Origin of the sequence: Halorubrum rarum (genome assembly GCF_048380895.1) — an archaeon.
GTDB lineage: Archaea > Halobacteriota > Halobacteria > Halobacteriales > Haloferacaceae > Halorubrum.
Window position 1 is genome coordinate 14,831 of record NZ_JBLWMN010000001.1, and the last position, 26,808, is coordinate 41,638.

Annotated in this window: 26 protein-coding genes; 18 read left to right on the forward strand and 8 right to left on the reverse strand. The window is 63.9% G+C overall.

Translation table 11 applies throughout. The annotated features are described in order from the left end of the window. Window positions 1-11: 11 nt before the first annotated feature. Window positions 12-1,586 (reverse strand): acetolactate synthase large subunit, encoded by a 1,575-nt coding sequence (locus tag ACNSN7_RS00075; protein WP_418279809.1) that lies wholly within the window; start codon window positions 1,584-1,586, stop codon window positions 12-14. Further along, window positions 1,583-2,974, reverse strand: a complete 1,392-nt coding sequence (locus tag ACNSN7_RS00080) for an NAD-dependent succinate-semialdehyde dehydrogenase (protein ID WP_418280184.1) — start codon at window positions 2,972-2,974, stop codon at window positions 1,583-1,585. Before ACNSN7_RS00080 ends, ACNSN7_RS00075 begins: the two co-directional genes overlap by 4 nt. Before the next feature lie 122 nt (window positions 2,975-3,096). Between ACNSN7_RS00080 and ACNSN7_RS00085 the strand changes: the two genes are divergently transcribed. The 9 genes from ACNSN7_RS00085 to ACNSN7_RS00125 all read left to right on the forward strand — a co-directional run bounded on the left by ACNSN7_RS00085 (window position 3,097) and on the right by ACNSN7_RS00125 (window position 12,181). Next, window positions 3,097-3,423: a hypothetical protein gene (locus ACNSN7_RS00085; protein WP_418279810.1), complete on the forward strand. Its 327-nt coding sequence runs from the start codon at window positions 3,097-3,099 to the stop codon at window positions 3,421-3,423. A gap of 89 nt (window positions 3,424-3,512) precedes the next feature. Next, window positions 3,513-3,791: a hypothetical protein gene (locus tag ACNSN7_RS00090; RefSeq protein WP_418279811.1), complete on the forward strand. Its 279-nt coding sequence runs from the start codon at window positions 3,513-3,515 to the stop codon at window positions 3,789-3,791. A 46-nt stretch (window positions 3,792-3,837) separates the two neighbouring features. Further along, a complete protein-coding gene (locus ACNSN7_RS00095) occupies window positions 3,838-4,152 on the forward strand; it encodes a DUF7130 family rubredoxin-like protein (RefSeq protein WP_418279812.1) in 315 nt (104 codons plus the stop codon). A 306-nt stretch (window positions 4,153-4,458) separates the two neighbouring features. After that, a complete protein-coding gene (locus ACNSN7_RS00100) occupies window positions 4,459-5,127 on the forward strand; it encodes a helix-turn-helix domain-containing protein (protein ID WP_418279813.1) in 669 nt (222 codons plus the stop codon). A 1,189-nt stretch (window positions 5,128-6,316) separates the two neighbouring features. Continuing rightward, a complete protein-coding gene (locus tag ACNSN7_RS00105) occupies window positions 6,317-6,697 on the forward strand; it encodes a DUF5805 domain-containing protein (protein WP_418279814.1) in 381 nt (126 codons plus the stop codon). Then, complete coding sequence (locus tag ACNSN7_RS00110; protein WP_418279815.1) at window positions 6,690-7,721, forward strand: tyrosine-type recombinase/integrase; 1,032 nt, start codon at window positions 6,690-6,692, stop codon at window positions 7,719-7,721. Before ACNSN7_RS00105 ends, ACNSN7_RS00110 begins: the two co-directional genes overlap by 8 nt. Window positions 7,722-8,022: 301 nt before the next feature. Further along, window positions 8,023-9,954, forward strand: coding sequence for an archaea-specific SMC-related protein (locus ACNSN7_RS00115; RefSeq protein ID WP_418279816.1), 1,932 nt, complete (start codon window positions 8,023-8,025; stop codon window positions 9,952-9,954). Window positions 9,955-10,058: 104 nt separating this feature from the next. Then, on the forward strand, window positions 10,059-10,664 hold the full coding sequence (locus ACNSN7_RS00120) for a GNAT family N-acetyltransferase (RefSeq protein ID WP_418279817.1): 606 nt from the start codon (window positions 10,059-10,061) through the stop codon (window positions 10,662-10,664). A gap of 98 nt (window positions 10,665-10,762) precedes the next feature. Further along, entirely contained in the window at window positions 10,763-12,181 is a 1,419-nt protein-coding gene (locus ACNSN7_RS00125) for a DUF3179 domain-containing (seleno)protein (RefSeq protein ID WP_418279818.1), read from the forward strand. Window positions 12,182-12,561: 380 nt separating this feature from the next. Here ACNSN7_RS00125 and ACNSN7_RS00130 read toward each other — a convergent pair whose 3' ends face one another. Continuing rightward, window positions 12,562-13,440, reverse strand: a complete 879-nt coding sequence (locus tag ACNSN7_RS00130; RefSeq protein ID WP_418279819.1) for a fumarylacetoacetate hydrolase family protein — start codon at window positions 13,438-13,440, stop codon at window positions 12,562-12,564. Window positions 13,441-13,575: 135 nt separating this feature from the next. Between ACNSN7_RS00130 and ACNSN7_RS00135 the strand changes: the two genes are divergently transcribed. The 5 genes from ACNSN7_RS00135 to ACNSN7_RS00155 all read left to right on the forward strand — a co-directional run bounded on the left by ACNSN7_RS00135 (window position 13,576) and on the right by ACNSN7_RS00155 (window position 19,170). Beyond that, a complete protein-coding gene (locus ACNSN7_RS00135; RefSeq protein ID WP_418279820.1) occupies window positions 13,576-15,111 on the forward strand; it encodes a class I adenylate-forming enzyme family protein in 1,536 nt (511 codons plus the stop codon). A gap of 115 nt (window positions 15,112-15,226) precedes the next feature. Further along, window positions 15,227-16,087, forward strand: coding sequence for a branched-chain amino acid ABC transporter permease (locus tag ACNSN7_RS00140; protein WP_418279821.1), 861 nt, complete (start codon window positions 15,227-15,229; stop codon window positions 16,085-16,087). A gap of 1 nt (window position 16,088) precedes the next feature. Continuing rightward, on the forward strand, window positions 16,089-17,123 hold the full coding sequence (locus ACNSN7_RS00145; protein WP_418279822.1) for a branched-chain amino acid ABC transporter permease: 1,035 nt from the start codon (window positions 16,089-16,091) through the stop codon (window positions 17,121-17,123). A gap of 168 nt (window positions 17,124-17,291) precedes the next feature. Continuing rightward, complete coding sequence (locus ACNSN7_RS00150) at window positions 17,292-18,575, forward strand: ABC transporter substrate-binding protein (protein ID WP_418279823.1); 1,284 nt, start codon at window positions 17,292-17,294, stop codon at window positions 18,573-18,575. 139 nt (window positions 18,576-18,714) lie between these two features. Beyond that, the gene (locus ACNSN7_RS00155) at window positions 18,715-19,170 is read left to right on the forward strand and encodes a pyridoxamine 5'-phosphate oxidase family protein (RefSeq protein WP_418279824.1); all 456 of its coding nucleotides are present in this window, start codon (window positions 18,715-18,717) and stop codon (window positions 19,168-19,170) included. Between the two features lie 35 nt (window positions 19,171-19,205). On the opposite strand, the gene ACNSN7_RS00160 is transcribed toward ACNSN7_RS00155, so the two are convergent. The 5 genes from ACNSN7_RS00160 to ACNSN7_RS00180 form a co-directional block, all read right to left on the reverse strand. Next, a complete protein-coding gene (locus tag ACNSN7_RS00160) occupies window positions 19,206-19,910 on the reverse strand; it encodes an ABC transporter ATP-binding protein (RefSeq protein WP_418279825.1) in 705 nt (234 codons plus the stop codon). Further along, entirely contained in the window at window positions 19,907-20,626 is a 720-nt protein-coding gene (locus ACNSN7_RS00165) for an ABC transporter ATP-binding protein (RefSeq protein ID WP_418279826.1), read from the reverse strand. The genes ACNSN7_RS00160 and ACNSN7_RS00165 overlap by 4 nt, the downstream gene beginning before the upstream one ends. 81 nt (window positions 20,627-20,707) lie before the next feature. After that, window positions 20,708-21,634 carry a UbiA prenyltransferase family protein gene (locus ACNSN7_RS00170; RefSeq protein ID WP_418279827.1) on the reverse strand — a complete coding sequence of 309 codons (927 nt, stop codon included), beginning with the start codon at window positions 21,632-21,634 and terminating at the stop codon, window positions 20,708-20,710. A 114-nt stretch (window positions 21,635-21,748) separates the two neighbouring features. Continuing rightward, window positions 21,749-22,834, reverse strand: a complete 1,086-nt coding sequence (locus tag ACNSN7_RS00175; RefSeq protein WP_418279828.1) for a cupin domain-containing protein — start codon at window positions 22,832-22,834, stop codon at window positions 21,749-21,751. 272 nt (window positions 22,835-23,106) lie between these two features. Continuing rightward, window positions 23,107-23,286: a hypothetical protein gene (locus ACNSN7_RS00180; RefSeq protein ID WP_418279829.1), complete on the reverse strand. Its 180-nt coding sequence runs from the start codon at window positions 23,284-23,286 to the stop codon at window positions 23,107-23,109. Window positions 23,287-23,483: 197 nt separating this feature from the next. Here ACNSN7_RS00180 and ACNSN7_RS00185 point away from each other — a divergent pair, with 197 nt between their 5' ends. The 4 genes from ACNSN7_RS00185 to ACNSN7_RS00200 all read left to right on the forward strand — a co-directional run bounded on the left by ACNSN7_RS00185 (window position 23,484) and on the right by ACNSN7_RS00200 (window position 26,763). After that, window positions 23,484-24,110, forward strand: coding sequence for an MBL fold metallo-hydrolase (locus ACNSN7_RS00185; protein WP_418279830.1), 627 nt, complete (start codon window positions 23,484-23,486; stop codon window positions 24,108-24,110). Between the two features lie 109 nt (window positions 24,111-24,219). Then, entirely contained in the window at window positions 24,220-25,599 is a 1,380-nt protein-coding gene (locus ACNSN7_RS00190) for a CoA-binding protein (RefSeq protein ID WP_418279831.1), read from the forward strand. Further along, window positions 25,592-26,374: an acetate--CoA ligase family protein gene (locus tag ACNSN7_RS00195; RefSeq protein ID WP_418279832.1), complete on the forward strand. Its 783-nt coding sequence runs from the start codon at window positions 25,592-25,594 to the stop codon at window positions 26,372-26,374. Before ACNSN7_RS00190 ends, ACNSN7_RS00195 begins: the two co-directional genes overlap by 8 nt. Beyond that, complete coding sequence (locus tag ACNSN7_RS00200; RefSeq protein WP_418279833.1) at window positions 26,374-26,763, forward strand: acyl-CoA thioesterase; 390 nt, start codon at window positions 26,374-26,376, stop codon at window positions 26,761-26,763. Before ACNSN7_RS00195 ends, ACNSN7_RS00200 begins: the two co-directional genes overlap by 1 nt. The last annotated feature ends 45 nt before the right edge of the window (window positions 26,764-26,808 follow it).

Sequence of the window (26,808 nt, forward strand, 5' to 3'; positions counted from 1 at the left end):
TCCTCACCGTATTAGAGGGCGATTTCGACGAGCGCCATCTCGTCTTCGGGGACGACCTCTCGAAGCGTCGACTCGACATCGGCCCACGTCTCCGGACGATAGCCGTCGATCCCGAAGCTCTCTGCAAACCGCTGAAAGTCGGGGTTCGTCAGCTCGGTCCCGAACTGTTCACCCGTGTGTTCGATCTGATTTTGAGAGATGAGCCCGTAGTCGTTGTCGTTGAAGACGACGATGGTAAACCCCAGCCCGAGTCGGGTCGCGGTTTCGATCTCCGCGGCGTTCATCAGGAACCCGCCGTCGCCGGTTGCCACCACCACGTTGGCGTCGACGGCGAGGTCAGCCGCGACTCCGCCGGGGAGGGCGATTCCCATGCTTGCAAGTCCGTTCGAGATGATGCAGGTGTTGGGTTCGTAGGTGCGGAAGTGCTGTGCGATAGCCATTTTGTGGCTTCCCACGTCAGAAATCAGGACGTCCTCGTCGGCCATCGCTGCCCGGAGGTACGGGAGCGTCCGCTTCACCGAGAACGGGTCGTCCGGGTCGGGCTCGCGGGAGACGTCGGCGACGATCCGCTCGTGTCGATCCCGACACCACGTCGCGTCCGTATCGTCGTCCAGCTGCTCACGAAGGTCACGGAGCGTTGCCGAGATATCCGCAACGATCTCGACGTCGGGGTCGTAGTGCTCGTACACCTCTGCCGGTTCGTAGTCGATGTGGACGACCGTCTTGTCGCGGTCGGGATTCCACGACTTCGGATCGTGTTCGGCGATGTCGTATCCGACCGCAAGAACGCAGTCGGCCCGTCCGATCGCGGTGGCCGCCTCGCGGTCCGGTCCGGAGTCCAGCGTCATCAGCGACGCGTCGAGTCGGTCCGATATTGCCCCTTTTCCCATGTACGTCGCGACGACCGGCATACTGACCCGCTCGATCAACTCCCGGAGTTGACGGGCGGTGGGAGTCCGAACGGCTCCGTTGCCGGCGAGTACCAGCGGTGCCTCCGCGGCCGAAACCAGATCGGCCGCCCGGTCCAACGAGGTCTGGTCCGGATCTGAACGACGCACCCGCTGACGGGGCGAAAGCGGCGCTGCCTCGACCGCCTCGGCAGCCACGTCTTCGGGAAACTCGAGATGGGTCGCACCCGGCTTCTCGTACTGGGCCAGCTTGAACGCCTTTCGTACCGACTCGGGGATGGTTTCGGCCTCGGCGATCTGGCTGTTCCACTTGACCACCGGATCGAACATCTGAACGATATCCAGCGCCTGATGGCTCTCCTTGTGAAGTCGCTCACGCCCGCCTTGACCCGTGATCGCGACCAGCGGCGACTTGTCGAGGTGCGCGTCGGCGACGCCGGTGATGAGGTTAGTCGCCCCGGGGCCGAGCGTCGCCAGACAGACGCCGGCGTCGCCGGTCAGCCGCCCGTGGACGTCGGCCATGAACGCCGCTCCCTGTTCGTGGCGCACGGGGATGAACTCGATGTCGGACGCCTGCAGCGAGAACAGCAGATCCTCGAGTTCCTCGCCGGGCAGACCGAAGACGTGATCGACGCCCTCCGCTTCGAGACACCGGACCAGCAGGTCCGAGGCCTTCATTCGACCACCGTTTCGTCTCCCGGTTCGTCGGCGAGCCAGACGGTCTTGCGGTTGACGAACTCCTTGATACCGTCCTCGGAGAGTTCTCGGCCGTACCCCGAAATACCGACCCCGCCGAAGGGGATCCGCGGATCGGACTTCACGAGCTCGTTCACGTAGACACAGCCGGCGTCGATATCGCCGGCGAGCCGCTCGCCGCGGGCGCGGTCGGTCGTCCACACGCTGGCACCCAGTCCGAACGCGGTGTCGTTCGCCTTCTCGACGGCGGTCGTCTCGTCGGCGACGCGGTACACCGTCGCTACGGGACCGAACACCTCCTCCGTGTCCACGGGACAACCCTTCGGAACCTCCGTGAGCACCGTCGGCGGGTAGTATGCCCCCTCGCGGTCGAGTGGTTCGCCACCGGTGACGACCGTCGCCCCCGCCTCGACGCTGTCCCGCACCTGCTCGTGAACGTCCTCGAGCAGGTCGTGGCGCGCTTGTGGTCCCACGTCCGTCGCCGGATCCGTCGGATCGCCGACGGCGAGGGACTCGACTGCCTCCACGAACCGTTCGAGGAACTCGTCGTACACCGCGTCGACGACGACGAACCGCTTCGCGGCGATACACGACTGTCCGCCGTTCTGGTTGCGCGCCCATGCGCCGGTCGACGCTGCAGCCTCCAGATCGGCGTCCTCGAGGACGACGTACGGGTCGCTCCCGCCGAGTTCCAGCACCGTCTTTTTCAGATGCTCGCCGGCCGTCGAAGCGACGGCCCGTCCTGCGGTCTCACTCCCGGTGAGGGTCGCGGCCGTCACGCGGTCGTCTGCGATCACGTCCGTGACGCGGTCGGACGGGATCAGTAGCGACTGGAACGCCCCCTCCGGGTAGCCCGCCTCCCGGAACACCTCCTCGATGGCGAGCGCACACTCGGGGACGTTCGATGCGTGTTTCAACAGGCCGACGTTGCCCGCCGTAAGGTACGGTGCGGCGAACCGGAACACCTGCCAGAACGGGAAGTTCCACGGCATCACCGCCAGCACGGGTCCGAGCGGTTCGTGAACGGTCTTGACCGTCGTCCCCGGCGGGCTCGGGTGGTGCTCGGGTTCGAGGTATGCGCTCGCGTGCTCGGCGTAGTGGTCGCAGGCCCGCGCGCACTTCTCAACCTCGGCTTCGGCCTGTGTGATCGGCTTGCCCATCTCGCGCGTCATCGTCTCGGCGTACTCGTGGGCGTTCTCTCGGAGGACATCCGCGGCACCCGCGAGCAGCCGCTCCCGGTCGGCGAGCGCGCGGTGTCTCCACGTCTCGAACGCGGTCGTGGCGGCTTCGAGCATCTCGTCGACATCGGACGGCGAGTGTTCCTCGTACGAGTCGATTACCTCGTTCGTCGTCGGATCGGTCACATCCATCTCCTTGGTCATCTGCCACACAGTGACTTAGTTAACCACTCACAGGTGGTAAGCCACCTTCCTCAAGGAGCAGCGCGAGCCGAAGGTCCGCTCGAATGAATCAGCGGTAGCTCCCATCGACGATGAGTACCGTCGTAGCGGTCGAGACACCGACAGGGGTAGCGATCGCTGGGGACACCCAGATCGTCGACGGCGAGACGGTGTCGTCGGATCGGTTCCAACGCGTGTTCGACGTCAGGGACGTCGACGTTGGGGTCGTCGGTGAGTCGGGAGCGGTCCAGCAGTTCAGGCAGCGGTTCGAGGTCGCGCTTCACGATCGCGGGATCAAGAGCGGTGATACTCCCGATGTCTGGACCTCGAGAGCGCCGACCGGATCGAGGAGGGGGACGCGGACGGGTGATCGACAGCCGTTCCGCGAGTCGGGGTGGTATCGCTCCGACACCCGTTGATATCCCGTCGACGTCACGGGACGACTCCTCGGCGGAGAACTTGCGAACGCAAGCCCGAATCAGTTATACGTCGACTCCGTAGCGGTCCCATGATACGATCGATGCTCGGCGGACGAAGGCTACGGAGACTGGGAATCGCATCGACCCTGCTGGACGCCGCTGTGGCGTTCGCCCGCCGGGACAGCCGGATGGGGATCCTCTTACTCGGTGCGGCCATCGCATCGAAGTGGATGCCGGGATTGGGCGTGGTCATCTCCGTCTTCATCCGACTCTTCCGGAGGGTTCGGCGCGGTCGACGTTTGGTCATCGGGAGTGCCGAACTGATCGGTCAGGGCATGCGCTGCTCCGGGATGGGGGTTGAACGATGATCCGCCGCGTTCCCCGGACCGGCCGGCTACCACGGAGGGATCGAGCATGAGCGACGATGCGGGGTCGGACCCGGACGACAAGGCCATCGCTCCCGGCGAGACGGTGTACGACGAGGACGGACGGGCCCTCGGGCAGGTCAGCGGGTACACCGCCGACGGGTTCGAGGTCGCGACGACAGAGAGCGGTTCAACCGGCGGGGACGACGCGGAGACCATCCCGGGACAGGAGTTCGGCGAGGGATACCTGATGTGGCGCTGTTCGGAGTGCGGCGAGATGGGCGACCTCGAGGACGGGATACCGGAGTCGTGTCCGGCGTGTGGCGCGCCGGAAGAGGCGATTGCCGCGGTCAAAGAGGACTGACAGGGTATATCCGTGTTGAGCCGGAGACCGTACGAAAAGACGAGGGGGTCGGCCGGTTGCTTGCCAATGAACTCGGACGTCGCCGTCGAATTTCGAGACATAACGGGATAACCGGTATGCTGGTGGTCCTCACCACTCCGGCTGGTTTCGGATGGTAGTAGCCGACTAATCCACGAAAGCTTCGAGGGGCGAGATCCGGGGCGGTGTATCGGAACTCGTACCGCCGAATTAATACACCAATAACGAGAGTTAATTGTGAACTATACTCTACCTTTAATATGTAGGTCAGACAAGTGAGCGACAGCCATGGTCACGCTACTGTCAGCTGCTCTTCCCCACGAGAAGTTCGTTCTTGCGGAAACGCTGTCGTCGGTCCCGAACGCGAGCTTCGAGGTCGAGGAGGTGGTTGAGACGTGCGAGACAAGCGTGATGCCTCTTATATGGGCGAGCGCCGCCGATCACGACCATCTCGATACGGCCCTCTCGGACGATCCGACGACAGAGGAGGTCGAGTTACTCTCGGAGCACGCCGATCGGTTGTTGTATCGGATGAAATGGATCGACAACGTCCAGGGTCTGCTTGAGACGCTCGTGACGAATCAGGCAACGATCCTGACGGCGACGACGAGCGACGGGCGCTGGATCGTACGGCTCATGTTCCCGACTCATGACGGTGCGAGCGAAACGATGGCCCACTGTAAGGAGCACGACATCGATCTGAAGATGATCGCGATCAGCGAGATGAACGGCCAACCGGCGGGCCGGTACGAACTCACTGACGCGCAGTTTGAGGCGTTGACGACTGCTTGGAAGCAAGGGTTCTACACGGTCCCCCGCGATGTCGATCTCGTCGATATCGCGGGAGACCTTGGCATCTCTCATCAGGCGCTTTCCGAACGGTTGCGACGAGGTATCGACACCCTCATTCGGGACACATTGATGGTCGACGATCAACCAACCGAACTCATCAGGTGACCTCCTCCCACGAGTAGGTGACGATCCAACCGATAATCAACTACTTCGTTGGAATCGGGGTAAATACTGTATATAGCATCATACAATTTATTAGTCTCGAACACACCGTCGTGGGTTTCGCTTGATAGATGATTTCTAACATGGTAAAGAGCGACAAGCCCGTTGAGCCGGATCGCCGCGAACCGATCGGAGATCTGTCTCTCACTACTGCTGATATTTCATCGATCGGGGGCCGATGTCGGCGGCGAAGTGACGTCGCGATCGGAGCTCGGGGTGCGCTACGGAGACAATGAGACCGGTTCCGATTTCGCGTCCGATCCTTTTGAGGTGTTCTCGATGACGGGGAACTCCTCGAACTCGTGTACATCCCACTCGTGTGTCGTCTCTCGGGAAGTATTCGAGTCCGGCCGCCGCGGGGTCGAGTACGCTTCGGAGATTGAGAGACGATCCGCTCGAACGCATCTATCAACCGTACGACGGTGAACCGTCCCGATCTCCTATCGATCAGGTGGCACCCCGACGAAGATCGATCCCATACAACCAACCGACCTCCGATTCGGGTGAACCGACTCGTACTCGGAGTCACGACGCGCTTGGAAGCCACGTTCCACCGTTCACCTCCCCCAAACTCTCAATTCAGCTAAACGGCTCTCAGGTGGCCTCACGCCGCTTCTGGACGCTGTCTACACGTCACCGGGATCGATCGAGTACTCTGAAGGCCGTGGGATGGTAAAAGGGGCCGAAACCGGGGAGGATCATCAGCGACCGGTCTCGAAATGAGTCGAAATAAGTCGAAACGGAACACTCCGGTCCGCGGATCCGCGCTCAAGGGCGATCGGTGCGTCCCGAACCACGGCCGACTCGGAACCGCAAATCCGTTTCGACGATCCTCGACCGACAACTCCCCTGACGAGACGTTGAGCGAGAGTCGTGACCTCGACGCAGCGACGGTTCACGAACGAGAGACTCGTATCTGTGTACCATTCCGAAGCGCTCCGTACGATACAGATCCATAACTATAGGACTACCCTACCAACAGTATATTCCCGGATTCTATCCATGATGTGTGTTTATCTAGCAATTAAGCCCCACATATCCGCCGAGTATTGGTCCTCCTAGTTGGGATAAGGTCACTTATCCGTAAATATGGGAAAGATTGAAGCGGGTGGGCCGAATGGGTCCGATATCGATGACTGACGACCGACGATCGGTGAAGACCTACGTGCCGGCACACCAGAAGTCCGAGTGGCAGCGACACGCCGACGAGTTGGGGATGTCACAAAGCGAGTTCGTGAGAACGATGGTACAGGCCGGGAGACGAGGGTTCTCGCTAGGAGATGAAGCCAACCGTTCGCAGGACCGTTCTGCAGGTGATGACCCTGGGGGTCAAGGGCTTGAAAGGCGGATCGAATCAGTTCTCGCTGCGGAGACGCTTCCATGGGAGGCGCTGTTCGAGGAGATATCCGGTGATCTCGAGGACAGGATCGAGGACGCACTCGAGTCGCTCCAGGATCGAAACCGCGTCCGGTACAACGGACGAGAAGGCGGGTACACGCTGATCGATGGGTAGTCGATCGACGCCGACGGATCCGGACGACCCGGTCGGGTACTTCATCGAAGATCTCACGTACCACGGCAAAAGCGACCGAACGCGGGAGTCGTACGAGCGAGTGCTTCGACGATTCGAACGCTCGCTCGACGAGGACACGTCGCCGTCGTCTGCCACCCATCGTGACTGCATGGCGTTCGTTCACTCGTTGCGTGGCGACGTCGGCGAGAGCACCGTTGCGACGTATGCCGCCTACCTCCACCGGTTTTACGGGTACATGACACAGGTCGGTGCGTTCGAGGGGAACCCGATGACGCTCGTAATGGAGGAGATGGACGAAACGGTGGACAAAGATCCCGCCCGTCGTGACGTCTCGATCGAACGAATGCGCTCGTTCGTGGGCGATATCGGTCATCCGCTCCACCGGGCGCTGATCGTGACGCTCCTGAAGACCGGGATCCGCGTTGGAGAGCTGTGTAACCTCGATCTGCGCGACGTGTCGATCGACGACGATGAACTACGTGAGACGTACGAGCTCGGGACGCGACCGGCACTCGACACCCGGCCGAACTCGATGTACGTATCGCCGGACGCGACCGTGGGCACGGAACTGAACGGAGAGGTTCGGACCGCATCGAACAAGCGTAAACGGGAGACGGTGATACCGATCGACGCAGAGCTCGCGCGAACGCTGAAAGCGTGGCTCGCGATCCGGCCGGACGATCGGTCCGCTGCGAATCCACTGTTCGTCGGAACCACGGAAGGTTGGGGACGACGCATCGAGCCGCAGACCGTCCGGCATGTCGTCGAACGCTACGCGCGCGAGGAAGGATGGTACCGAACCGGTGGCGGAGCAAGCGAAAACGTCACCCCGCACTACTTCCGGCACTTCTTCACGACGCACCTTCGGGATCGAACGGGTGATCGGGGCGTCGTCAAGTACCTTCGCGGCGACGTCGCCGACGACGTGATCGATACGTACACGCACAACTGGGGAGACCAAGTACGTGAAACGTACGAGGCGAACGTGTACCAGTTGATCTGAGGCATTGTTAACTACTCGAAGAGTGAGACGTGGGTATCTCAGGAGAGTATATAAATTTCAGTAATATACAACTGCGTGTGTGACGTCCCAACTGGATCTCATAAACCACATATTGCGATATAGAACATACAGTCATCGTCCGTACTTCTCTCCTCCTCGGGGCCGATCAATGCGTAAAAAATTACACTAGTATCTATGTAATGTGCTGTGGGCCACAGTGGCGTGTCGATACAAGCACCTGCTCCGCGTACGACGTTCCGCAAAGCATACGTTTTAATAACTGGCGAACCGAAGATGAATTATGTCGACCAATCAGTTGTCGGAGCAAACCGTGCGAGTTCACGCACGTAACATCGGCGGGATCGACGAGGCGGAAGTCACGCTCCCGCCGGGTGTCTCAGTACTAACGGGACGAAACGCGACGAACCGAACGTCGTTTCTGCAAGCGATCATGGCCGGACTCGGAAGCGAGCGGGCGTCGTTGAAGGGCAACGCGGAGGAGGGGTCTGTCACACTCGAAGTCGGTGGCGAGACCTATACGCGAACGCTCCGACGGGCCGGCGGAACGGTCTCGTACGAGGGCGACCCGTACCTCGGCGACCCGGAACTCGCGGACCTGTTCGCGTTCCTCCTCGAGAACAACGACGCACGCCAGGCCGTCTCCCGGGGTGACGACCTACGAGAGATCATCATGAAGCCGATCGATACCGATCGGATCGATGCCGAGATCGAGCAGTGCAAGCGAAGACGAAGCGAGCTCGAGTCGGAGATCGAGCGGCTCGACGAGCTCGAACGCGACCTCCCGGAGCTGGAAACGAAGCGAACCGAGAAGGAGTCCGAACTGGCCGAGGCCCGCGATGAACTCGAATCGATCGAATCGGAGCTGGCAGAGCTCGATTCCGGTGTCGAGGAGAGCCGCAGTCGGAAACAGGAACTCGAAGACGCGTTCCAGCGCGTCCGCGATGCGCGATCGGAACTCGAGGACCTCGAGTTCGATCTGGAAACCGAACGGACGACGCTGTCGGAACTCCGGAGCGAGCGGGACGAACTCGAAGCGACACTCGCGGACGCCGACGATCCCGAGGAGGACCCGGAGTGGCTTGCCGGACGGATCGAGGAGCTCCGTGGCAGAAAGCGGTCACTGGACGAGCGGTCGAACGACCTCGGAAGCGTGATCGGATTCAACGAGGAGATGTTGGACGGTGACGGGTTGGATATCAACGATTCCGACTACTCGGACCCGACTGAAGAGCTCACTGCGAGCGGGGAAACCGTGTGTTGGACCTGCGGCTCGGAGGTCGAGGAGTCGCAGATCGAGGCAACCATCCAGTCGCTTCGAGACCTTCGAACCGACATCCTCGACGAGCGAAAGGAGGTCAGATCGACCATCGACGAACTGACGACCAAGCGAACCGAGGTCCGGAAACAACGGAACGAGCAGGAACGTGCAGAGCGCCGGATCACGGAGGTCGAAGCGGAAATCGAGACGACGGAGAGCCGGATCGACGGGATCGAATCGGATATCGAGGCGACGGAGGACCGCGTCGCGGAGCTAGAGGCGAAAACGGAGGAGATCGACGTCGAAGGCCACGACGAGGTGTTGGACCTCCACCGACGTCTCAACGGGAAGGAGCTCCGTATCGAACAGCTCGAATCGGAACTCGATCGTATCAACGATGAGATCGCCGAACGGGAGGCGGCCGTCGAGGAGCGCGACGAGCTGCAGTCGGAGCGCGACGAGCTGGCGGATCGCCTGACTGAACTCCGAACACGCGTCGATCGCATCGAGAAAGACGCCGTCGAGGCGTTCAACGATCACATGGAGACCGTACTCCAGATACTCGAGTACGATAACCTCGATAGAGTCTGGATCGATCGGCGAGAAACCGAGGTTCGGGAGGGTCGGCGAAAGGTGACTCGAACGCGGTTCGATCTCCACATCGTCAGATCCGGGGCCGACGGAAGCGCATACGAGGACACCGTCGACCACCTGTCGGAGAGCGAGCGAGAAGTCACCGGCCTCGTGTTCGCGCTCGCAGGGTACCTCGTCCATGACGTCCACGAGGTCGTTCCGTTCGTGGTGCTCGACTCTCTCGAAGCGATCGACTCGGACCGGATCGCACGCGTCGTGGACTACTTCTGCGATCACGTGGACCACTTGGTTGCGGCGCTCCTGCCGGAGGACGCAGCTGCGCTGTCCGAGGAGTACACGTACATCGAGCATCTGGGCTAACGCCTTCGATCCGAGTCGTTCTCGCGTTCCGAACCGTTCTCGTGAGCGACCGTTCGGCGGGAATCGTGCATCGGATTAATACGTCATGCGATCGTATGTGACGTATGAACGTGGACAACCTCGAACTGGCCTGTACGGGGTGGGACAGCGGTGACTGTCAGGGGACACCGCTGTGTCCGCCGCGGTGTCCGCGATTCCTCGATAAACACGAGACGGCGTTAACCGTCCGCCGAGGCGACGAGATCGCGCTCGACGACCTCCTCGAGATGTACGATGCGTTCGGTCCTGGCGAACGCGCCCGGGGAGTCCCGCCCGTCACGGAGCCCCAGCAACGGGTGTGGCTCGACACGCTACTCTCGAAGGGACACAACGTCGTCGTCGAAGCCGACGGTCGGGCCGTCGGCCATGCCGTGTTCACGCCCGAGAACCGGTCCGATCCGGAACTCGCTGTGTTCGTCCATCCGAACGTCCACGACAGGGGGGTTGGAACCGAACTGTGCAAACACGTCATCGCTGACGCGGCGGCCGCGGGCCACGACGAACTCGTCTTGCACGTCGCTCCGGAGAACCGGGCGGCCGTGGCGATCTACCGGTCGCTCGGCTTCGAGATCGTTTCGCACGACGAGGACCTCGAGATGGTCCTCTCGCTTGCGGACCGGATCGCGAGCGACGTCCGAAATCCCCCCGCGGAACGCGACCGATCGGCGTAGGTCGAGATCGGAGCGGAACGAGAACGATTCAGGACGGAGCGGGATCTCGGGCGAGCCGCACGGACGTTTATGTATGCTGGGATGGAACACCGCATCGTATGACGACGGATACACGACGGGCCGCGACGGAAGGACTGTTGGTCCGCGATGTCGACGCGCACGCGGAGGCCGTGGAGACACTTGCACGCGAGGGCGATGACCGCGTCGTCCCCCATCTGCTCGACGTCCTCGTCGTCGACGCGATCGCGACCGACTGGGAACGGTTCGGGTTTCCGGAGACGATGCGGTCGCACGATCCGCCCCGCTACCTCGAACTCCCCGACGTGCGCTGGCCCGGCGTCACCGACGCGCTCGAAGCGCTGACCGGCGAGCGCTTCGACTCCGACCACGCGTGGGTGGAGTGGGAGACGTGGTACTCTCAGCGGGAGTTCGAGCCCCTCGACGGCTACGACGAGTGGAAACGGCGGCTGTACAACACGTATCTCCCGCCGGTCGGCGCGCTGCTGGACACGGATCCGATCGCGTTCGACCTTCGAGACCTCCGATGGGGCAACTGTGACCCGTCGTTCCTCGCCGCGCTCAACGAGCCGACGTTGGTCGATCCCGAACGGATCGGCGGTGACGACGAGACGACGGGGGCCGGAGGGACGGAATCGGCGACCGCAACGCTCGACGACGATGACACGGTGTTCGGGATCCGCGTCCAGGGAGTGCCGATCGCGGTCCCGCGATGGCTGTTGTTCCCCCACGAACTGCTCAACGTCACCGTCGACGGCGTTCCGCTGTCGCTCACGTTCTGCACGCTGTGTAACGCGCCGATCTGTTACGACAGACGGGTCGGTGATGACGTCCTGACGTTCGGGAACTCCGGCATGCTGCTCGAAGGCAATAAGGTGATGTACGACGAGGAGACGCGAACGCTGTGGAGCCAACACCGCGGCGTCCCGATCGGTGGCACACTCGTCGGCTCCGAGCGATCGCTGTCGGTCGTCCCCGTGTCACAGACGACGTGGGCGGAGTGGCGGAACGAACACCCGGACACGGTCGTTCCCACGACCGATACCGGATACGGCTACGATTACGGTCGGTACAAGGGAGATCTCGGGATCTTCCGACACTACTGGGACGGCTCGGCGATCCAGCCCGGCGTGTCCACGGCGGAGAGCGAACTCGACGAGAAGGCCGCCGTGTACGGGGTTGAAAGCGGAGACGCCGCCCTCGCGTTTCCGATCGATCGTGTCACGGACGCCGGACCGATTGTCGGGTCGCTGGACGGCCGCGAGTACGTCGCAGTCGAGACCGACGTCGGCGACGTCGGCGTGTTCGAGTGGCCGACTGACGCGCCACCCGCGACCGCGATCCGGGAGGGCAGAGTGATCGACGCCGACGGAACCCCGTGGACGTTCGGCGACGAGGGACTCACCGGCGGAACCCGACATGCTCCGATGGTCCCGGCGAAACGCGGTCTCTGGTTCGCGTTCCGATTGGGATACGAGGAGGCGACCGTCGCCGAGTGACGGATCGGACGACGGGCCGTCCGACGCGTTCCGTCGATCGGTTCGTTTCTTCATGGAGAACTCGATATCGAGGTCGGACTCACGTACGATCGGTGCGTCAGGCGGTTCGAGACCGTTTCATCGCCCGATCGTACCGATTACAGTCGTATCTACGTAACATCTCCGTCGGTTCGCGGCTCTCGATCCCCCATCTCCCCCGCACATGCGTTCACTGACAGAGAACAGAAACTTCGAATCGGAGGACCGGAGGATCTCGAATCGGAGGACCGGAGCGTGAACGAACGGGCGTCGCGACTGGCGCTCGATGCGACTTCGGAGACGCACGGTTGGTTTGAGAGGGGCGGTCGCGACTCGGATCGTTTCCGTCCTTGTCGACGTCGTTAGTCGTTTCCGTCCTTGTCGACGTCGACGTCGTCGAACACCAGATCGCGTTCCGTCACGTCGACCGTCATCGAGCCCACGTCCTCGATCGTCGCCTCGATCGTGTCGCCGTCCGAGAGCGCGCTCACGCCCTCGGGCGTCCCGGTCGTGATCACGTCACCGGCCTCGATCGTCGTGCCGATCGAGGCGTACTGGACGATGTTGCCGCAGGAGTACACCATGTCCGAGGTGTTGTCGTCCTGTTTCGTCTCGCCGTTGAGCTGCAGTGCCAGATCGAGGTTCTGTGGATCGTCGATCTCGTCGGCCGTCACGACACACGGCCCGATGACGGTGAACGTGTCGTACGACTTTCGGTTGGAGCGGTCCTGATCGCCACGGACGGAGATGTCCAGGAGGATCGTGTAACCGAACACGTTCTCCCACGCTTCCTCCGTGGAGACGTCCTTGACGTCGTCGCCCATCACGAACGCGAGTTCGACCTCGTGGTCGCACCGACGGTCGGAGAAGGGAAGCTCGACGCCGTCGTCGGGGCCGACGACGCTGGAGGGTGCCTTCAGGAAGTACCCCTTGTCCTCGATCGAGAACCACTCGTCGGTGGTGATGTCCTTGTCCGCGATCGCCTCCGCGATGTGGTTCTCGTAGTTCAACGGTGCCGCGATGACTTTTCCCGGACGCCGTATCGGCGAGCCGACGTGTGCGTCGGCAACGGCGAGATCGGGATCAGCGTCCGCGTACGCGCTCGCGTCGTAGTCGCCGCGGATATACTCCTGTAGGGGATCGTTCGAGGAGAGGTCGAGGCGATCGGTGAGATCGACGATTCCCTCGCCGTCGTCGGTCAACAGTCCGAGCCGGCCGTCATCGTACTGGACGAATCGCATATCCGTTCGTTCCCCGCGATGCATATAAATCATGCCTTGCCGACATCGACTCGGCCGCGATCCGATCGGCAGTCCCCGTGGATACCACAATAGTTAATGTGAATCATCACCGTGCGAGATGTAGTCACGACATATATGAACTGCATCGATGCTTTCGACCGAGCGGTCCGGTGTTACCCGGAGACGGACGCCGTACGGACCGATGACGGTCGACGTTACACGTACGCGGAGCTGGACGATCGGACCGATCGGCTGGCGAACGCGCTGGAATCGCTCGCGTCCGGCGAACGGATCGCGACGCTCGCTCACAACGGTCCCGAGGCGATCGAGACGATGATCGCGAGCCACAAACGCGGGGTTGGGAACGTGCAACTCCCCTTCATGTCGAGCCCGGCAGGGCTTGCGGGGATGCTGGAGCCGATCGACGCGTCCGTGCTCGTGTTCGACGACGCGAACGCCGAGAAAGCCCTCGACGTCTTCGATCGAAGCGATCTGTCGATGGCGGTGAGCATCGACGGAGCCGAGACCAATCGCGAGGCGGTGTACGCCTACGACGAACTGCTCGACGACGCTCCCGCCGGTCGCCCGGAGTCTCACGCCAACGAACACGGGATCCTGTTTACGAGCGGCACGACGAGCGCGTCGAAGGCGGTCCCGTTCGATCAGGACCAGCTGTGGTACGGCGGCACGCAGGTGATAATGGAGATGAACATCGACCACGGCGACGTCGCCCTGTTGACGACGCCCTGGTATCACATGGTGACGACCGCCGCGTGGATCCTGCCGCATCTACAGGCCGGAGCGACGATCGTGATCCAGGAATCGTTCGATCCGCCCGAGACGCTTCGGCTCCTCGACGAACACGACGCAACCGGGCTGTTGGCGGTCCCGACCCAGCTCCACGCGCTCGTCGACGAAACGAAACGTGGCGACTACGAACTGGACGCGCTGTCATACATCCGTACCGGCGGTTCCGTCGTCACGGAACGGCTCTCCGAACTGGTCAACGAACATCTCTGTGACGGACTGTACAACACGTACGGCCTGACGGAAGGTGGACCGAACCTCACGTTCGCGGATCCGGAGACCCAGCGTGAAAAACCCGGAACGATCGGCAAGGAATCGTTCATGTGGGAGCTCCGGGTCGTCGATTCGGCCGCACACGCCGGATCGTTCGATCCGACCGCCGAGGTCGACGCCGGTGAGACCGGCGAGGTGATCGGCCGGTCCCCGGGGATGTGTGAGGGCTATCTCGGACGGCCAGATGCGACGCGCAACCTCCTCGTCGACGGCTGGCTCCGGACGGGCGACGTCGCACGCGTCGACGAGGACGGCCATCTCTACATCGTCGACCGGGTCGACAACATGATCATAAGCGGTGGTGAGAACGTCTACCCGCAGGAGGTAGAGGAGGTGCTTGCGACCCACGACGCCGTTACGGAGGTAGCCGTCATCGGGCTCGATGACGAGGTGTGGGGCGAACGCATTGCCGCGGTCGTCCGGACGAACGAGGCGGACCTCTGCGAGGCGGACCTCGAGACGTTCTGTACGGACCACGACGAACTGGCGGACTTCAAGCGCCCCCGCGAGTACACGATCGTCGAGAAGTCGCTCCCCCGGACGGACACCGGGAAGATCCGTCGTGAAGCGGTCCATACGGAGTTCTTCTGATGAGTCGAACGATCCCGATGGTCGGCCGAAGCGGTCGAGGAATCACGATGGCGAGCGTATCGTCGATCAATAAACATAACAATTAAAAGCTTTCATGAAAGGGGTATCATAGAACATGGAGACGCCAATTCGGCTACTTGAACTGCTGATCGATGGGGTGTCTCGAGGGTTGGTGTTTGCACTCCTCGGGGTCGGTATCACCGTCGTGTTCGGTCTCGGTGGCGTATTGAACCTCGCGCTGGGAGTGTTCTCGGTGATCGCGGTGATCGTCGCGATGGAACTGTTCGGTCTCACCGGGAGTCTGATCGTCGCGATCCCGGCGGCGCTGCTCGCCGTGGGGCTCCTCGGCCTCGGTGTCGACAGATCGCTGCTGTCGCTCGTCTATCGGTCCGAGGGCGAAGAACGCATCCTGCTCGGGATCTTCACCACGATCGGGCTCGCGACGTTCCTCGACGGACTCCTCTTCATCACGTACCCGTCGAGTTACTCGCTGAGCGCCGGTCTCTCGTCGATGACGCTCGGCGGCGTCCAGATCCGTGGCTCGTCGCTGGCGGTGATCGCGATCTCCGTCGTGGCGTTCCTCGCGCTGTACTACTTCTTCAGCCGCACGTATCTCGGCGGAGCGACCCGAACGGTCCTTCAGGACGAGACGGGAGCGATTCTCTGTGGGATCAGTCCGCGCCGGATGCGAACGCTCGTGTTCCTCTTGAGCACGGTCGTCGCCGGGTTGGCCGGCATCCTCTACAGCTTCACGTTCGAGGTGACCGTTGCGACCGCGTTCGAGCTGACGATATACGCGATCATCGTCTCCATCGTGGGCGGCGTAACGAGTATCGTCGGTGCGGTCGTCGCCGGCCTGTTGCTCGGGATCGTCGTGACGTTCACGAGCGCGTTTATCGGCGCGTACGTCTCGGAGATCGTTCTGTTCATGGTCGCCATCGCCGTGCTAATCGCCCGTCCGGAGCAGATCAAGTAACATGTCACTCACGAACTCATTCACGAACTCACTCGCCGACCTGACGTGGGACAGCCTCCGTATTCCGACCGTCGTCGCCGTGCTGGCGATGGTCCCGCTGCTGTTCTTCGATCCAAGCCTCACGTACATCTCACGACTGTTCATCCTCATGCTGGTGTTCGCGACGCTGGCGATGGCGCTGAACATCGTGTTCGGACACACGGACCAACTCTTCCTCTTCGTCGGGGCGCTGACCGGGATCGGTGCATACGGAACGGCACTGACCGCTGACGCGCTCGGGATCTCTCCGTGGGCCACGCTCCTCGTCGGAGCGCTCCTCGCCGGTGCCCTCGGAACGGCGGTCTGTTACGTCGCCGCGCGTAGACGGTTCACGGTTATCCTCATCGCGATCCTCACGCTTGCGTTGCAGTTGGCGATCATCGAGGCGTTCGTCGGCGCTCGAGACATCACCGGCGGGAGCACGGGCTTCTCGTTTTCGGGACTCGGGCTCGTGTCGGTTCAGAACGCACTTGGACTCCACGAACACGTCGTCCTGTACTACCTGATGCTGGCGCTTTTGACGGGCGTTCTCCTCCTGTACCACTATCTCCGTAACTCGAAATACGGGATGGCGTTCGACGCGATCAGACAGGACGAGATCGCCGCCGAGGCGATCGGCGTCAACGTCGTCCGATACAAAACGATAGCCGGGTTCATCAGCGCGTTCATCATCGGACTCGTGGGGCCGATGTACGCGCAACTGGAGTCGCTCGTGTTGCCGGGGATGTTCGCGTTCAACGTCATCGACGTGCTCGTGTTGATCATCCTCGTTATCGGCGGCATGCGGACCCTGCTCGGGCCGATCGTCGGCGCGGCAGTGATGATATACATCAACGAGGAGCTCCAGGCCGCCGGCCAGTGGCGGACCGTCCTGTTCGGACTCCTGTTGATCGTGTTGTTCCTCTACTTCCGACAGGGGATCGTCCCGTTCGCCGATCGCGTGCTTAACGATCGGCTCGGTCTCAAACGACGTATCAAGTCGGCTCTGCCGGAGTAGCAGCGCCACTCCGGTTTGCATCGCCTCCCACTCCGGTTTGCATCGGCTCCCACTCCGGTTCGGAATCATCGACGAAACGACCGCGACTCCTTTTTTCAGCTGTCGACTGAATTTGATTATTTAAGAAGATTAAAGATGGGGAGGAACACATACATGCCCGGAGGCCGCATGACAAGAGATATCACATCAGCGTCCAGCAGGAGACGGTTTCTGAAAACGACGGGTGCGGGAGCGGGGATCGCCACGCTGGCGGGCTGTCTCGTCGGCGACGATGACGACGATGGCGACACCGGTGGCGGCGACGACGCTACCGGCGGGAACGGCGACGGAGGGGACGACGACGCCGAGCCGATCACGATCGCCGGGCTTCAACCCTACTCGGGGCCGTTCGCACTATACGGCGACACCCACACGGAAGGTATCGAGTACGCGATCGAAGAGATCAACGCGAACGGCGGCATCGACGGTCGACCGCTCGAACACGACGCTATCGATACGGAGTCAGCGCCCGGCGAGGCGGCGACGATCCTCACGAACCAGGTCGAGTCCGAGGACGCCATCGCGGCCGTCGGCCCCGTGTCGAGCGACGTCGGCGTCACGGCGTCACAGACCGCGGAGGATCTCGGGGTCCCGCTGTATCTGCACGCCGCCGGGAACCTGGATATACTCGACAAGGACTCTCGGTACACCTTCCGGACTGCGCTCCCACCGGCACCCGCGTTCATTCAGGCCGTCGCGGACATCATCGACAGCAAGGGGTTCGACACGGTCGGCGCGATCAACGGCGACTACGCGTGGGGGATCTCCGCGGAGACGGCGATCGATCGCGTGTTCCCCGACGATCTCGATCTGACGTCCGCGATGGCTCCGGCGGGCGAAAGCGACTTCGTCCCGTACCTGCGCGACATGCCCGACGATCTCGACATCCTCGTCGGCTCCGGTCATCCGCCCGGACTGAACGACATGTTCAGGCAGATGCTCGAGATCGACCTCGAACCGGAGCTGTTCACCGCCGCCGTCTCGCCGCCGGAGGCGAGCTACGGTGCGATCGGCGACGACGTGGCGAACGGGTTCACGTTCGGACACCTCCCGGACGTCTACTCCGAGGAGTACCAAGAGATCGCCGAGCAGTTCTCCGAGGACACGGGCGAGTACTTCGGTCCGACGCAGGCGGCCGGCTACGTGACCGGTCACCTCATCGCCGAGGGACTCCGTGAGGCCGACGAGATCAGCCGCGACGGGCTCAGCGACGCGATGCGTGACATCGAGTTCGACACGATCTACGCGGAGCCGATCCAGTACACCGAGTGGGGCGAACTCGATCAATTCCAGCTGATCTGGAGCGGATTCGAGCTGGACGCGCCGGACTACTACCCGGAGAACGACTTCGACCTCGTCGAGGAGTTCCGCACCGATACGCTCGACGCAACTGACCCGGAGGACTTCGCGTAACCGATCACCTCGACTCCGTCCCGCCGACACCGTCGAACCGAACGTTCGCGGGTCACGTCACACCGGTTTCCCGCGGATCACGTCGGATCGGCATGGGGAATTATTACACAGTCGGTCGTACCGTGCCAGTGGTGACACGATGACCGCAGATGATGTCTCCCGCGTACAGGGGGTCGAGATGGACGACACACAGGTTGATCGGACGTTGGAGGAACTCGGACACGGAACGCTGTCGCTCGCGCAAGCGGGCGACGCGTACGGCGTCCCCGTCTCGTTCGGGTACGACGGGGACCGAGTCTTTCTGTACCTGCTTCGGTTCGGGGACGACAGCAAGAAGTTGGCGTTCGTCGACGACACGAACACGGCCTCCCTGACGGCCTACGAGATGGACTCGAAGTTCGACTGGCGAAGCGTCATCGTCTCGGGGAGCTTGCACGACGTCGACGACGAGGACGTCGAACACATGGAGGAAGTCATGGAGGACAACGCGTGGTTCCCGACGATATTCCCGCCCACCGAACCGATCACGGGGTCGAAGCGGGTCGAACTCAGAGTGGCGGAGGCGACCGGACGGAAGGGTGAAGAGTACGACTGAACCCGTCCGACCGCGTCCGAGGCCGGATCGGCATATTAGCCGCTGAGGTACGCGTCGCGAACGTGATCGCTTTCGAGCAGCTCGTTGCCTTCGCCCGCTTGCGTGATCCGTCCGTTCTCCAGCAGGTACGCCCTGTCGGCGAGTTCGAGCGCGCGGTCGACGTGTTGTTCGACCAGAAGCACCGTCACGTCCTCGCTTATCTCTTCGATCTTCTCGAAGACGCGCTCGGCCAGTTGCGGGGCGAGTGCGCCGGACGGCTCGTCGAGCGCGAGCAGTTTCGGCTGTGCCATCAGCCCGCGACCGATCGCGAGCATCTGCTGTTCGCCCCCGCTTAACGTGCCGGCTTTCTGATCGCGCCGCTCCTCTAAGACGGGGAACATCTCGTACACCTCCTCTCGGGTCTCCTCGAACTGGTCCCGGTGCATGTACGACCCCATCCGGAGGTTCTCATAGACGCTCATCTCGCCGAACAGGTTCCGTCCCTCGGACACCTGCACGAATCCGAGCTCGACGCGCTCGTTGGCGGAGTACTCGGCGGCGTCCTCACCGAACAGCTCTATCGAGCCGTTGGTTGGTTCGAGGATGCCGGATAGCGTCTTCATTAGCGTGGTCTTTCCGGTCCCGTTCGGGCCGACCAGAGCGACGACGTCGTCGTCGTCCTCGATCGTCATCGAGACGTTCCACAGCACCTGAAGGTCGCCGTATCCGACGTCGAGATCGGTCACGTCGAGCATCGTCATTCATCACCACCTCCGAGGTACGCCTCGGTGACTCGATCGTTGTTCTGAACCTCCTCGGGCGTCCCGTCCGCGATCTTCTGACCCTGGTTGAGGACGATGATCCGATCGGTCGATCCCATGATCGCGTCCATGATGTGTTCGATCCAGAACACGGAGATGCCCCGTTCGTGGCAGGTGCGCTCGAGCGTGTCGGTGAGGGTGTTCAGCTCCGCGGGCGTGAGACCGCTACCGATCTCGTCGACGAGCATGAAGTTTGGGTCGGTCGCGAGTCCACGGGCGAGCTCGAGGAGCTTCCGGTCCGCGAGGTTGAGCCCCGAGACCTCCGCGTCCGACTGGTCGTCCAGCCCGACGAACTCCAGACACTCGTGTGCGCGCTCCTCGGCGACGTCCTGATCGTCTCCGTTGCCGAACACCGCCCCGACCTCGACGTTTTCGAGGACGGTCGACTCGTTGAACGTCCGCGCGGTCTGGAACGTCCGGACGACGCCTCGCTGAGCTATCTCGAACGGCTTGCGGCCGGTGAGTTCCGTCCCATCGAGCGTGATCGAACCGTCGCTCGGCGGGTGCACGCCCGTGATCGTGTTAAACAGGGTCGTCTTACCGGCTCCGTTCGGACCGATCAGACCGACCATCTCCTCGTCGTCGACCTCGAAGCTCACGTCGTCGACGGCGACGAGTCCGCCGAACGACTTGGTGACGCCTGTGGCCTGAAGCATGATCCAACGCTTTGCACGAGTCCCTATATAACATTTGGTATGGCACAACATGGTTACTCGACGGGACCCTCCCCGCGAGGCTCACACGAGCGACGGCAGGAGCCACGCGATGCCCGTGCCACAGACCGCGTTCGCGTCCACACAGAGGCTCCCGAGAAACAGCGCGCTGAACGGATACACGCATGCGATCTGGAGTCGGACGGCTCGTCGTCGTGGTCGGACGAACACTGCCGCCGCCGCGAGTCCAAGGACGACCGACGCGATCGCCGACCGGATCGGGAGCGCGCCGCCGGCCGCGAGGACGACCGTCACGACACCCGCGAGAGCGAACGAGACGGCGGCGAACCGGTCGGCGTTCGCTGGACCGATCGCGACGGGGACGGTCCGTTTCCCGATCGACCGATCGAACGCGTGGTCGAGACCGTCGACGGAGACTTTCACCGCGGAGAGGACGATCAGGTACACGACCGCCGTGCCGACGATCCCTGCGGAGAGACGCCCGGTTTGGAGGACGTACGCACCGAGGAGGGCGATCGCCACGCCGACGGCGTAATCGACGGTGACGCCGACGGGACCGGTGTCGAAATACGGCGCGTGAGCGATCGCGAGGACCCAGAGGGGGACGGTGACGACCGCAGCGATCGGTCCGGTCGCCGTCCACAGCGCGGACACGACCGCGAGGAAGGCGATGGAGACGACGAGGAGCGCGGTTCGGAGCGTGTCCGGCGTCGTACCGCCCGCGGGCTCCTCCCGACGGACGAATCGGTCGACGAACGCGTCGCGCAGGTGTGCAACGTACACCGCGAGTCCGACCGCGCCGGCGTGGAGTCCGAGGACCCACGGGTCGAGCGTCGGCGCGAGCGCGCCGCCGACGAGCGCCATCGCGACCGCGGGACCGAGGAACGTCGGCTGGATCAACGCGATCAGGGCGATCGCGATCCCGCGATCCGAACCGACGTCGCGACCGCTCGGCGCTCGCGGGTCGGTCGGTGGGGGTCCGGATTCCATCGCCGATCGTTCACGGGACGTCCACTTTAACCCCCACGCTCGAGGACGTGGTCTCGTGATCTCGCCGTCGAGCAGCGGGGTCGAGCGCAAGAAATCGGGGTCGGGTCGGGAGCGCTACGACGACGGCTCCGCCTCGGCGTAGAAGTTGAACGCCTCGTACACGGGTCGATCGGTCATCCCGAGCAGGATCGCCTCGTCGTCCGCCTCGTGGTGGTGGGTCGCGTCCGGCGGGACGACGAAGATGTCCCACTGGCTCCACTCCAGCGCCTCGTCGTCGACGTGGGTCGCACCCTCGCCCTCGATGACGAAGTACACCTCCGTCGCGTTGTGGAAGTGTGGGTCGGTCGCGCCGTCGTTGAGCAACTGTGCCCGGAACGACATCGTCGGGAACAGCGGCGGCTCGGCCGCGGCCGGGTTGACGTACTCGAGGCTGTAGCCGTCGTGCGGGTCGGGTTCGTCGTTGTCGGCGCGCTGGTGGAGCGTTTCGAGCATCTCGTTCCACCCGAACCGATACGGCGGCGTCGGCTCGCGGATCCCCTCGAACGGACCGGGTATCCCGCCGCTCTTCGGCTCGTCAGCGGGGCGCGCTCGCCCGTACTGGGAGTCCCAGTACCCCTGCGTCTTCGTGACGGGCTGGCGTTCGAGTTCGTGGTTCTCGAAGACGTTCGACGCGTTCAGCGAGTCGAGCACCAAGGGGAGATCGAGGACGTCGAGCCACGCCGCCGTCTCGTCGGAGTCGTTGACGTGGTCGTGCCACTCCCACTGCGGAGTGGTGATCATGTCGTTGTCCTTCATCGGGAACTCCTCGCCTGCGACGACCGTCTTCATCTCCTCGTCGCCGTCGATGGTGAACCGGAGCGCGTTCGCGCCGTGCCGGTGCGAGGGCGCGGTCTCGCCGGGCGAGACGGTCTGGACGCCGACGTAGATCGTGTTCGAGATCGCGTTCCCGATCGCGGCGTTGATCGGCACGGTCACCCGCCGCTGGAATCCCGGCGGGAGGTCCGCGATCGGCACGTCGTCCTCGATGTGGTCGATCGCCGTCCGCATCTCCTCCCACTTCCAGATGCCGGGTTCGAGATCGTTTTGTACGTTCCCGAAGTCGTCCTCGACTTCCCACAGCGGGCGGAGTCCCTGGTCGTCCAGGATCGTCCGTGTCTCGGAACTCAACTCTAGGAGCTCCTCGGGCTCTTGTTGCGCCATAGAGGCATGTTAGCACAGAATCAACTTAAGTGTACTGGACGGTTTCGGGGACGAGAACGCCGTTGTACCGGATTCCACGATCGAGAGTGGACACGCTCTCGGTCGGTGCGATCGTCCTCGCGATTCGGCTGAGCCGGACGACCTCACCGTCGCGATTCGGCTGAGCCGGACGACCTCACCGTCGCGATTCGGCTGAGCCGGACGACCTCACCGTCGCGATTCGGTCGGGCTCGCGGCGACCGCCTCTCCGATCCTCGATGCCGCCGCTTCGATCACGCGCCGGCGACCTGTTCGTCGAAGACGTCCTCGCTGTGAAACACGCCGCGGCACTCCTCGCACACCATCTGCCGCTGGATGGCGTACTCCCAGAGCTTGCCGCCGCAGTCGAGACAGTCGAAATGCGCTTCGACGAACGGGTTCTCCTCGGCGTACGGGTTCGTGAACTCCGCCATACCTCGCCGTTATGGCGGCAGTCGCAAAAGGGTATCGTCCCCGTGAGCGCTCGAGGAGCCGGTACACCCGGGGTCTACGGGCGGCGCACCCGGGGTCTACGGGCGGCGCACCCGGGGTCTACGGGCGGCGCACCCGGGATCTATGACGACGCATTCAGGGGGAAGGTTGAACTCGGACCCGTCCGGATCGCGGAACGATGATCTCCGAGATCCACCCGGACGTGTACGACGTGACGGTGACCGAGTCAAACGGCGGTCGGTATCGCGTGTTCCTGCTCGACGGCGAGACGCCGACGCTCGTCGACGCCGGCTTCGAGGACACCGTCGGAACGGTCGTCGACGCCGCCGCCGAGATCGGTGTCGAGCCGGAGCGACTGGTCGTCACTCACGGTGACGGGGACCACGTCGGTGGCTTTTCGGGGCTCGCCGAGGCGTTCGACGTGGAGACGTGGGTCCCGGCCAACTGCGACGCGGACCTCGGGGCCGATCCCGATCACCGGTACGGGGACGGCGACGACGTGGGACGGTTCGAAGCGGTCCACGTCCCCGGTCACACCGCCGACAGCCACGCGCTCGTGGACGAGGAGGCTTCGCTCGCTGTGCTCGGCGACGCGGTGTTCGGTGCCGACGCGCGCGGACTCCCCGCGGGGTACTTCGTGCTGCCGACCGGCTTCTACTCCGCCGACCTGAACGAGGCGGACGCCAGCCTCGAACGGCTGGTCGACTACGAGTTCGACGTCGGGCTCGTGTTCCACGGCGAGAGCGTGCTCGAGGCCGCGAGCGAGAAACTGGATCGGTTCGTCGCGTTCGACGGGAGACCGTAAGCGATCCGCGAGACGCGTTCGATGGGACGCGTCGACGCCCGTTCGCGGTCGAACCGGCAACCTCGCACGTGGTCGAAAACGATATCCCGCCGGTGTCTGTATGGCCCGTATGAACGTTGGTAGCCTGTTTCATCCGGAGTCGATCGCCGTCGTCGGCGCGTCGAACTCCCGGGAGAAGATCGGTCACGAGGTGATGGCGAACCTCGACGGATTCGACGGTCGCGTCTATCCCGTCAACCCGTCGGCTGACGGCGAACTGTTCGGCGAGCCGTTCGTCGAGTCCGTCTCCGCGATCGACGCCGACGTCGACCTCGCGCTGCTCGCGGTTCCCGCACCGGTCGTTCCGGACGTGATCGACGAGTGCGCGGACGCGGGGGTCGACGCCGCGGTCATCTACGCCGGCGGGTTCGCGGAGGCGGGACCCGAGGGAGAGGCGAGACAGGACCGCATCGTCGCGACCGCAACCGAGCACGACATGGCGGTGCTCGGCCCGAACACGAGCGGGTTCGTCGTCCCCGGAGACGGTCTGCTCGGGTCGTTCGCGAGCGGCGTCGACGAGGTCCCGCCGGGCGGCACCTGCGTGATCGCACAGAGCGGCGGAGTCGCCCACTCGCTGGCGTTCCAAGCGCTGCGCGAGGGGCGCGGCCTCTCCGCGATGGTGGGGCTCGGAAACCGCGCGACCGTCGGGTTTCCCGAGGCGATCCGATATTTCGACGCCCACGACGACACCGAGGCGATCGTCCTCCACGTCGAGGGAACCGATCGCGCACGCGAGCTCCTCGAGGTCTCCCGCGAGGTCGACACACCCGTGCTTGCGTACAAGGTCGGCGAGTCAGACGTCGGCGAGTTCGCGGAGTCGCACACCGGCGCGCTCACCGGCGACCACGAGCTGTACGTGGCCGGCTTCGAGCAGTACGGGGTCCCCACCGTGCGCTCCACGACGGAGCTGCTCGACGGTGCGTCGATCCTCGCCGGGCAACCCCATCCGTCCGGACCGAACGTGGGCGTCGTCACGGCGCAGGCGGGCCCCGGTATCATCATCGCCGACAGGATCCAGCGGTCGGGCGGTCGGCTTCCGGAGCTGGACGAGACGACGCGTGAGGACCTCGACGAGCTGCTTCCGGGGATCACCTACGCCGGCAATCCGGTCGACACGGGCCGACCGATGCCGGCGTTCGGCGACGTGGTCGCCGCCGTCGCGGCGGACGACGCCGTCGACGTCGTCCTGGTGTACGAGCTGTTCGAGGCCGCGATCGGTCTCCCGGTCGACCGGATGGCGTCGCTCGTCGACGCCGTCGACAAGCCGATACTGTTCGCGACCGGCGGACCGCCGGACGACGTCGCCGACGACGTGGCCGCACTGGAGGAACTCGGGGTCCCCGTGTTCCACTCGCCCGAGCGGGCCGCCGACGCCGTAAGCGTTCTCGCGAGGTACGGCGCGCTGCGGGAGAACGCCGCCGATGGGTCGGAGGTGATCGCCGATGTCTGAGCACGGCATCGACGCGGGTGCGGCCGGCGATCCGGGCGCGGACCCGATCGCCGCGGCGACGGCGGACGGTCGGACGACGCTCACGGAGGCGGAATCGAAGCGACTGCTCGCGGACGCGGGCGTGGAGACGACGTCGTTCGCGGTCGTCGCGACTCCCGACGAGGCGGTCGCCGCCGCGGAACGGATCGGGTTCCCGGTCGTCGCGAAGGTGTCGTCACCGGCCGTCACGCACAAAAGCGACTGGGCCGACGGGGCGGGCGTCGCACTCGGACTCGAGGGACCGGAGGCCGTCGCCGACGCGGCGACGGCGATGCTCGATGCGGCAGCGACACGGGGGATCGACGCCGAGGTGCTGATCGAGCCCGCGGTCGACCTCGACGACGGGACGGAGGTCATCGTCGGCGGGACGAACGATCCCTCCTTCGGTCCCGTGACGCTCGTCGGCCTCGGCGGCGTGTTCGCGGAGGTGTACGAGGACGTCGCCCATCGCGTCGCCCCCGTCTCCGAGCGCGAGGCGCGCGCGGCGGTCGACTCACTCACGGCGGCCCCCCTGCTGTCGGGATATCGGGGACGACCGGAAGGCGACGTGGACGCGCTCGTCGACGCGGTCCGTGCGGTCGGTGACCTCCTCGTCGAGCGTCCCGCGATCACCGAGATCGACGTCAATCCGGTGTTGGTTTCGCCGGACGGGGCCATAGCGCTCGACGGCCTCGTCGTGTTGGACGACGCTGTCGTGGGCGGAACCGACGCGCCGGCGGGCGAGGGGGGTGCGTGATGTACACGCGCGAGTGGACCGTTCGCTTCTCCGATACGGACTCGTTCGGGATCGCCCACTATCCGCGGATCGTCGACGCGTTCCAGGAGACCGCGGACATGTACATGGAGTCGACGGGGCATCCGTTCTGGGGGATCCAGACCGAGTTCGGCGTCGGACTTCCCGTCGGCGAGGTGACCGCGACGTTCGAGCGCCCCCTCGAAAGCGGCGACGTCGTCGGGTTCGAGCTGTCGACGTCGGTGGGGACGACGAGCGTTCGGTTTGAGTACACGGGACGCGTCGACGGCGCGGTCCACTTCACCGGCCACGAGCGCCGGGTCTGCGTCGACGTCGACGGGGGCGACCCGACGCCGGTTCCGGACCCCCTCCGGGAGGCGTTGACCGAATGACCGTGTCGGCGCGGCGATCACACCGCGGGAGATAACTCGGTGGGG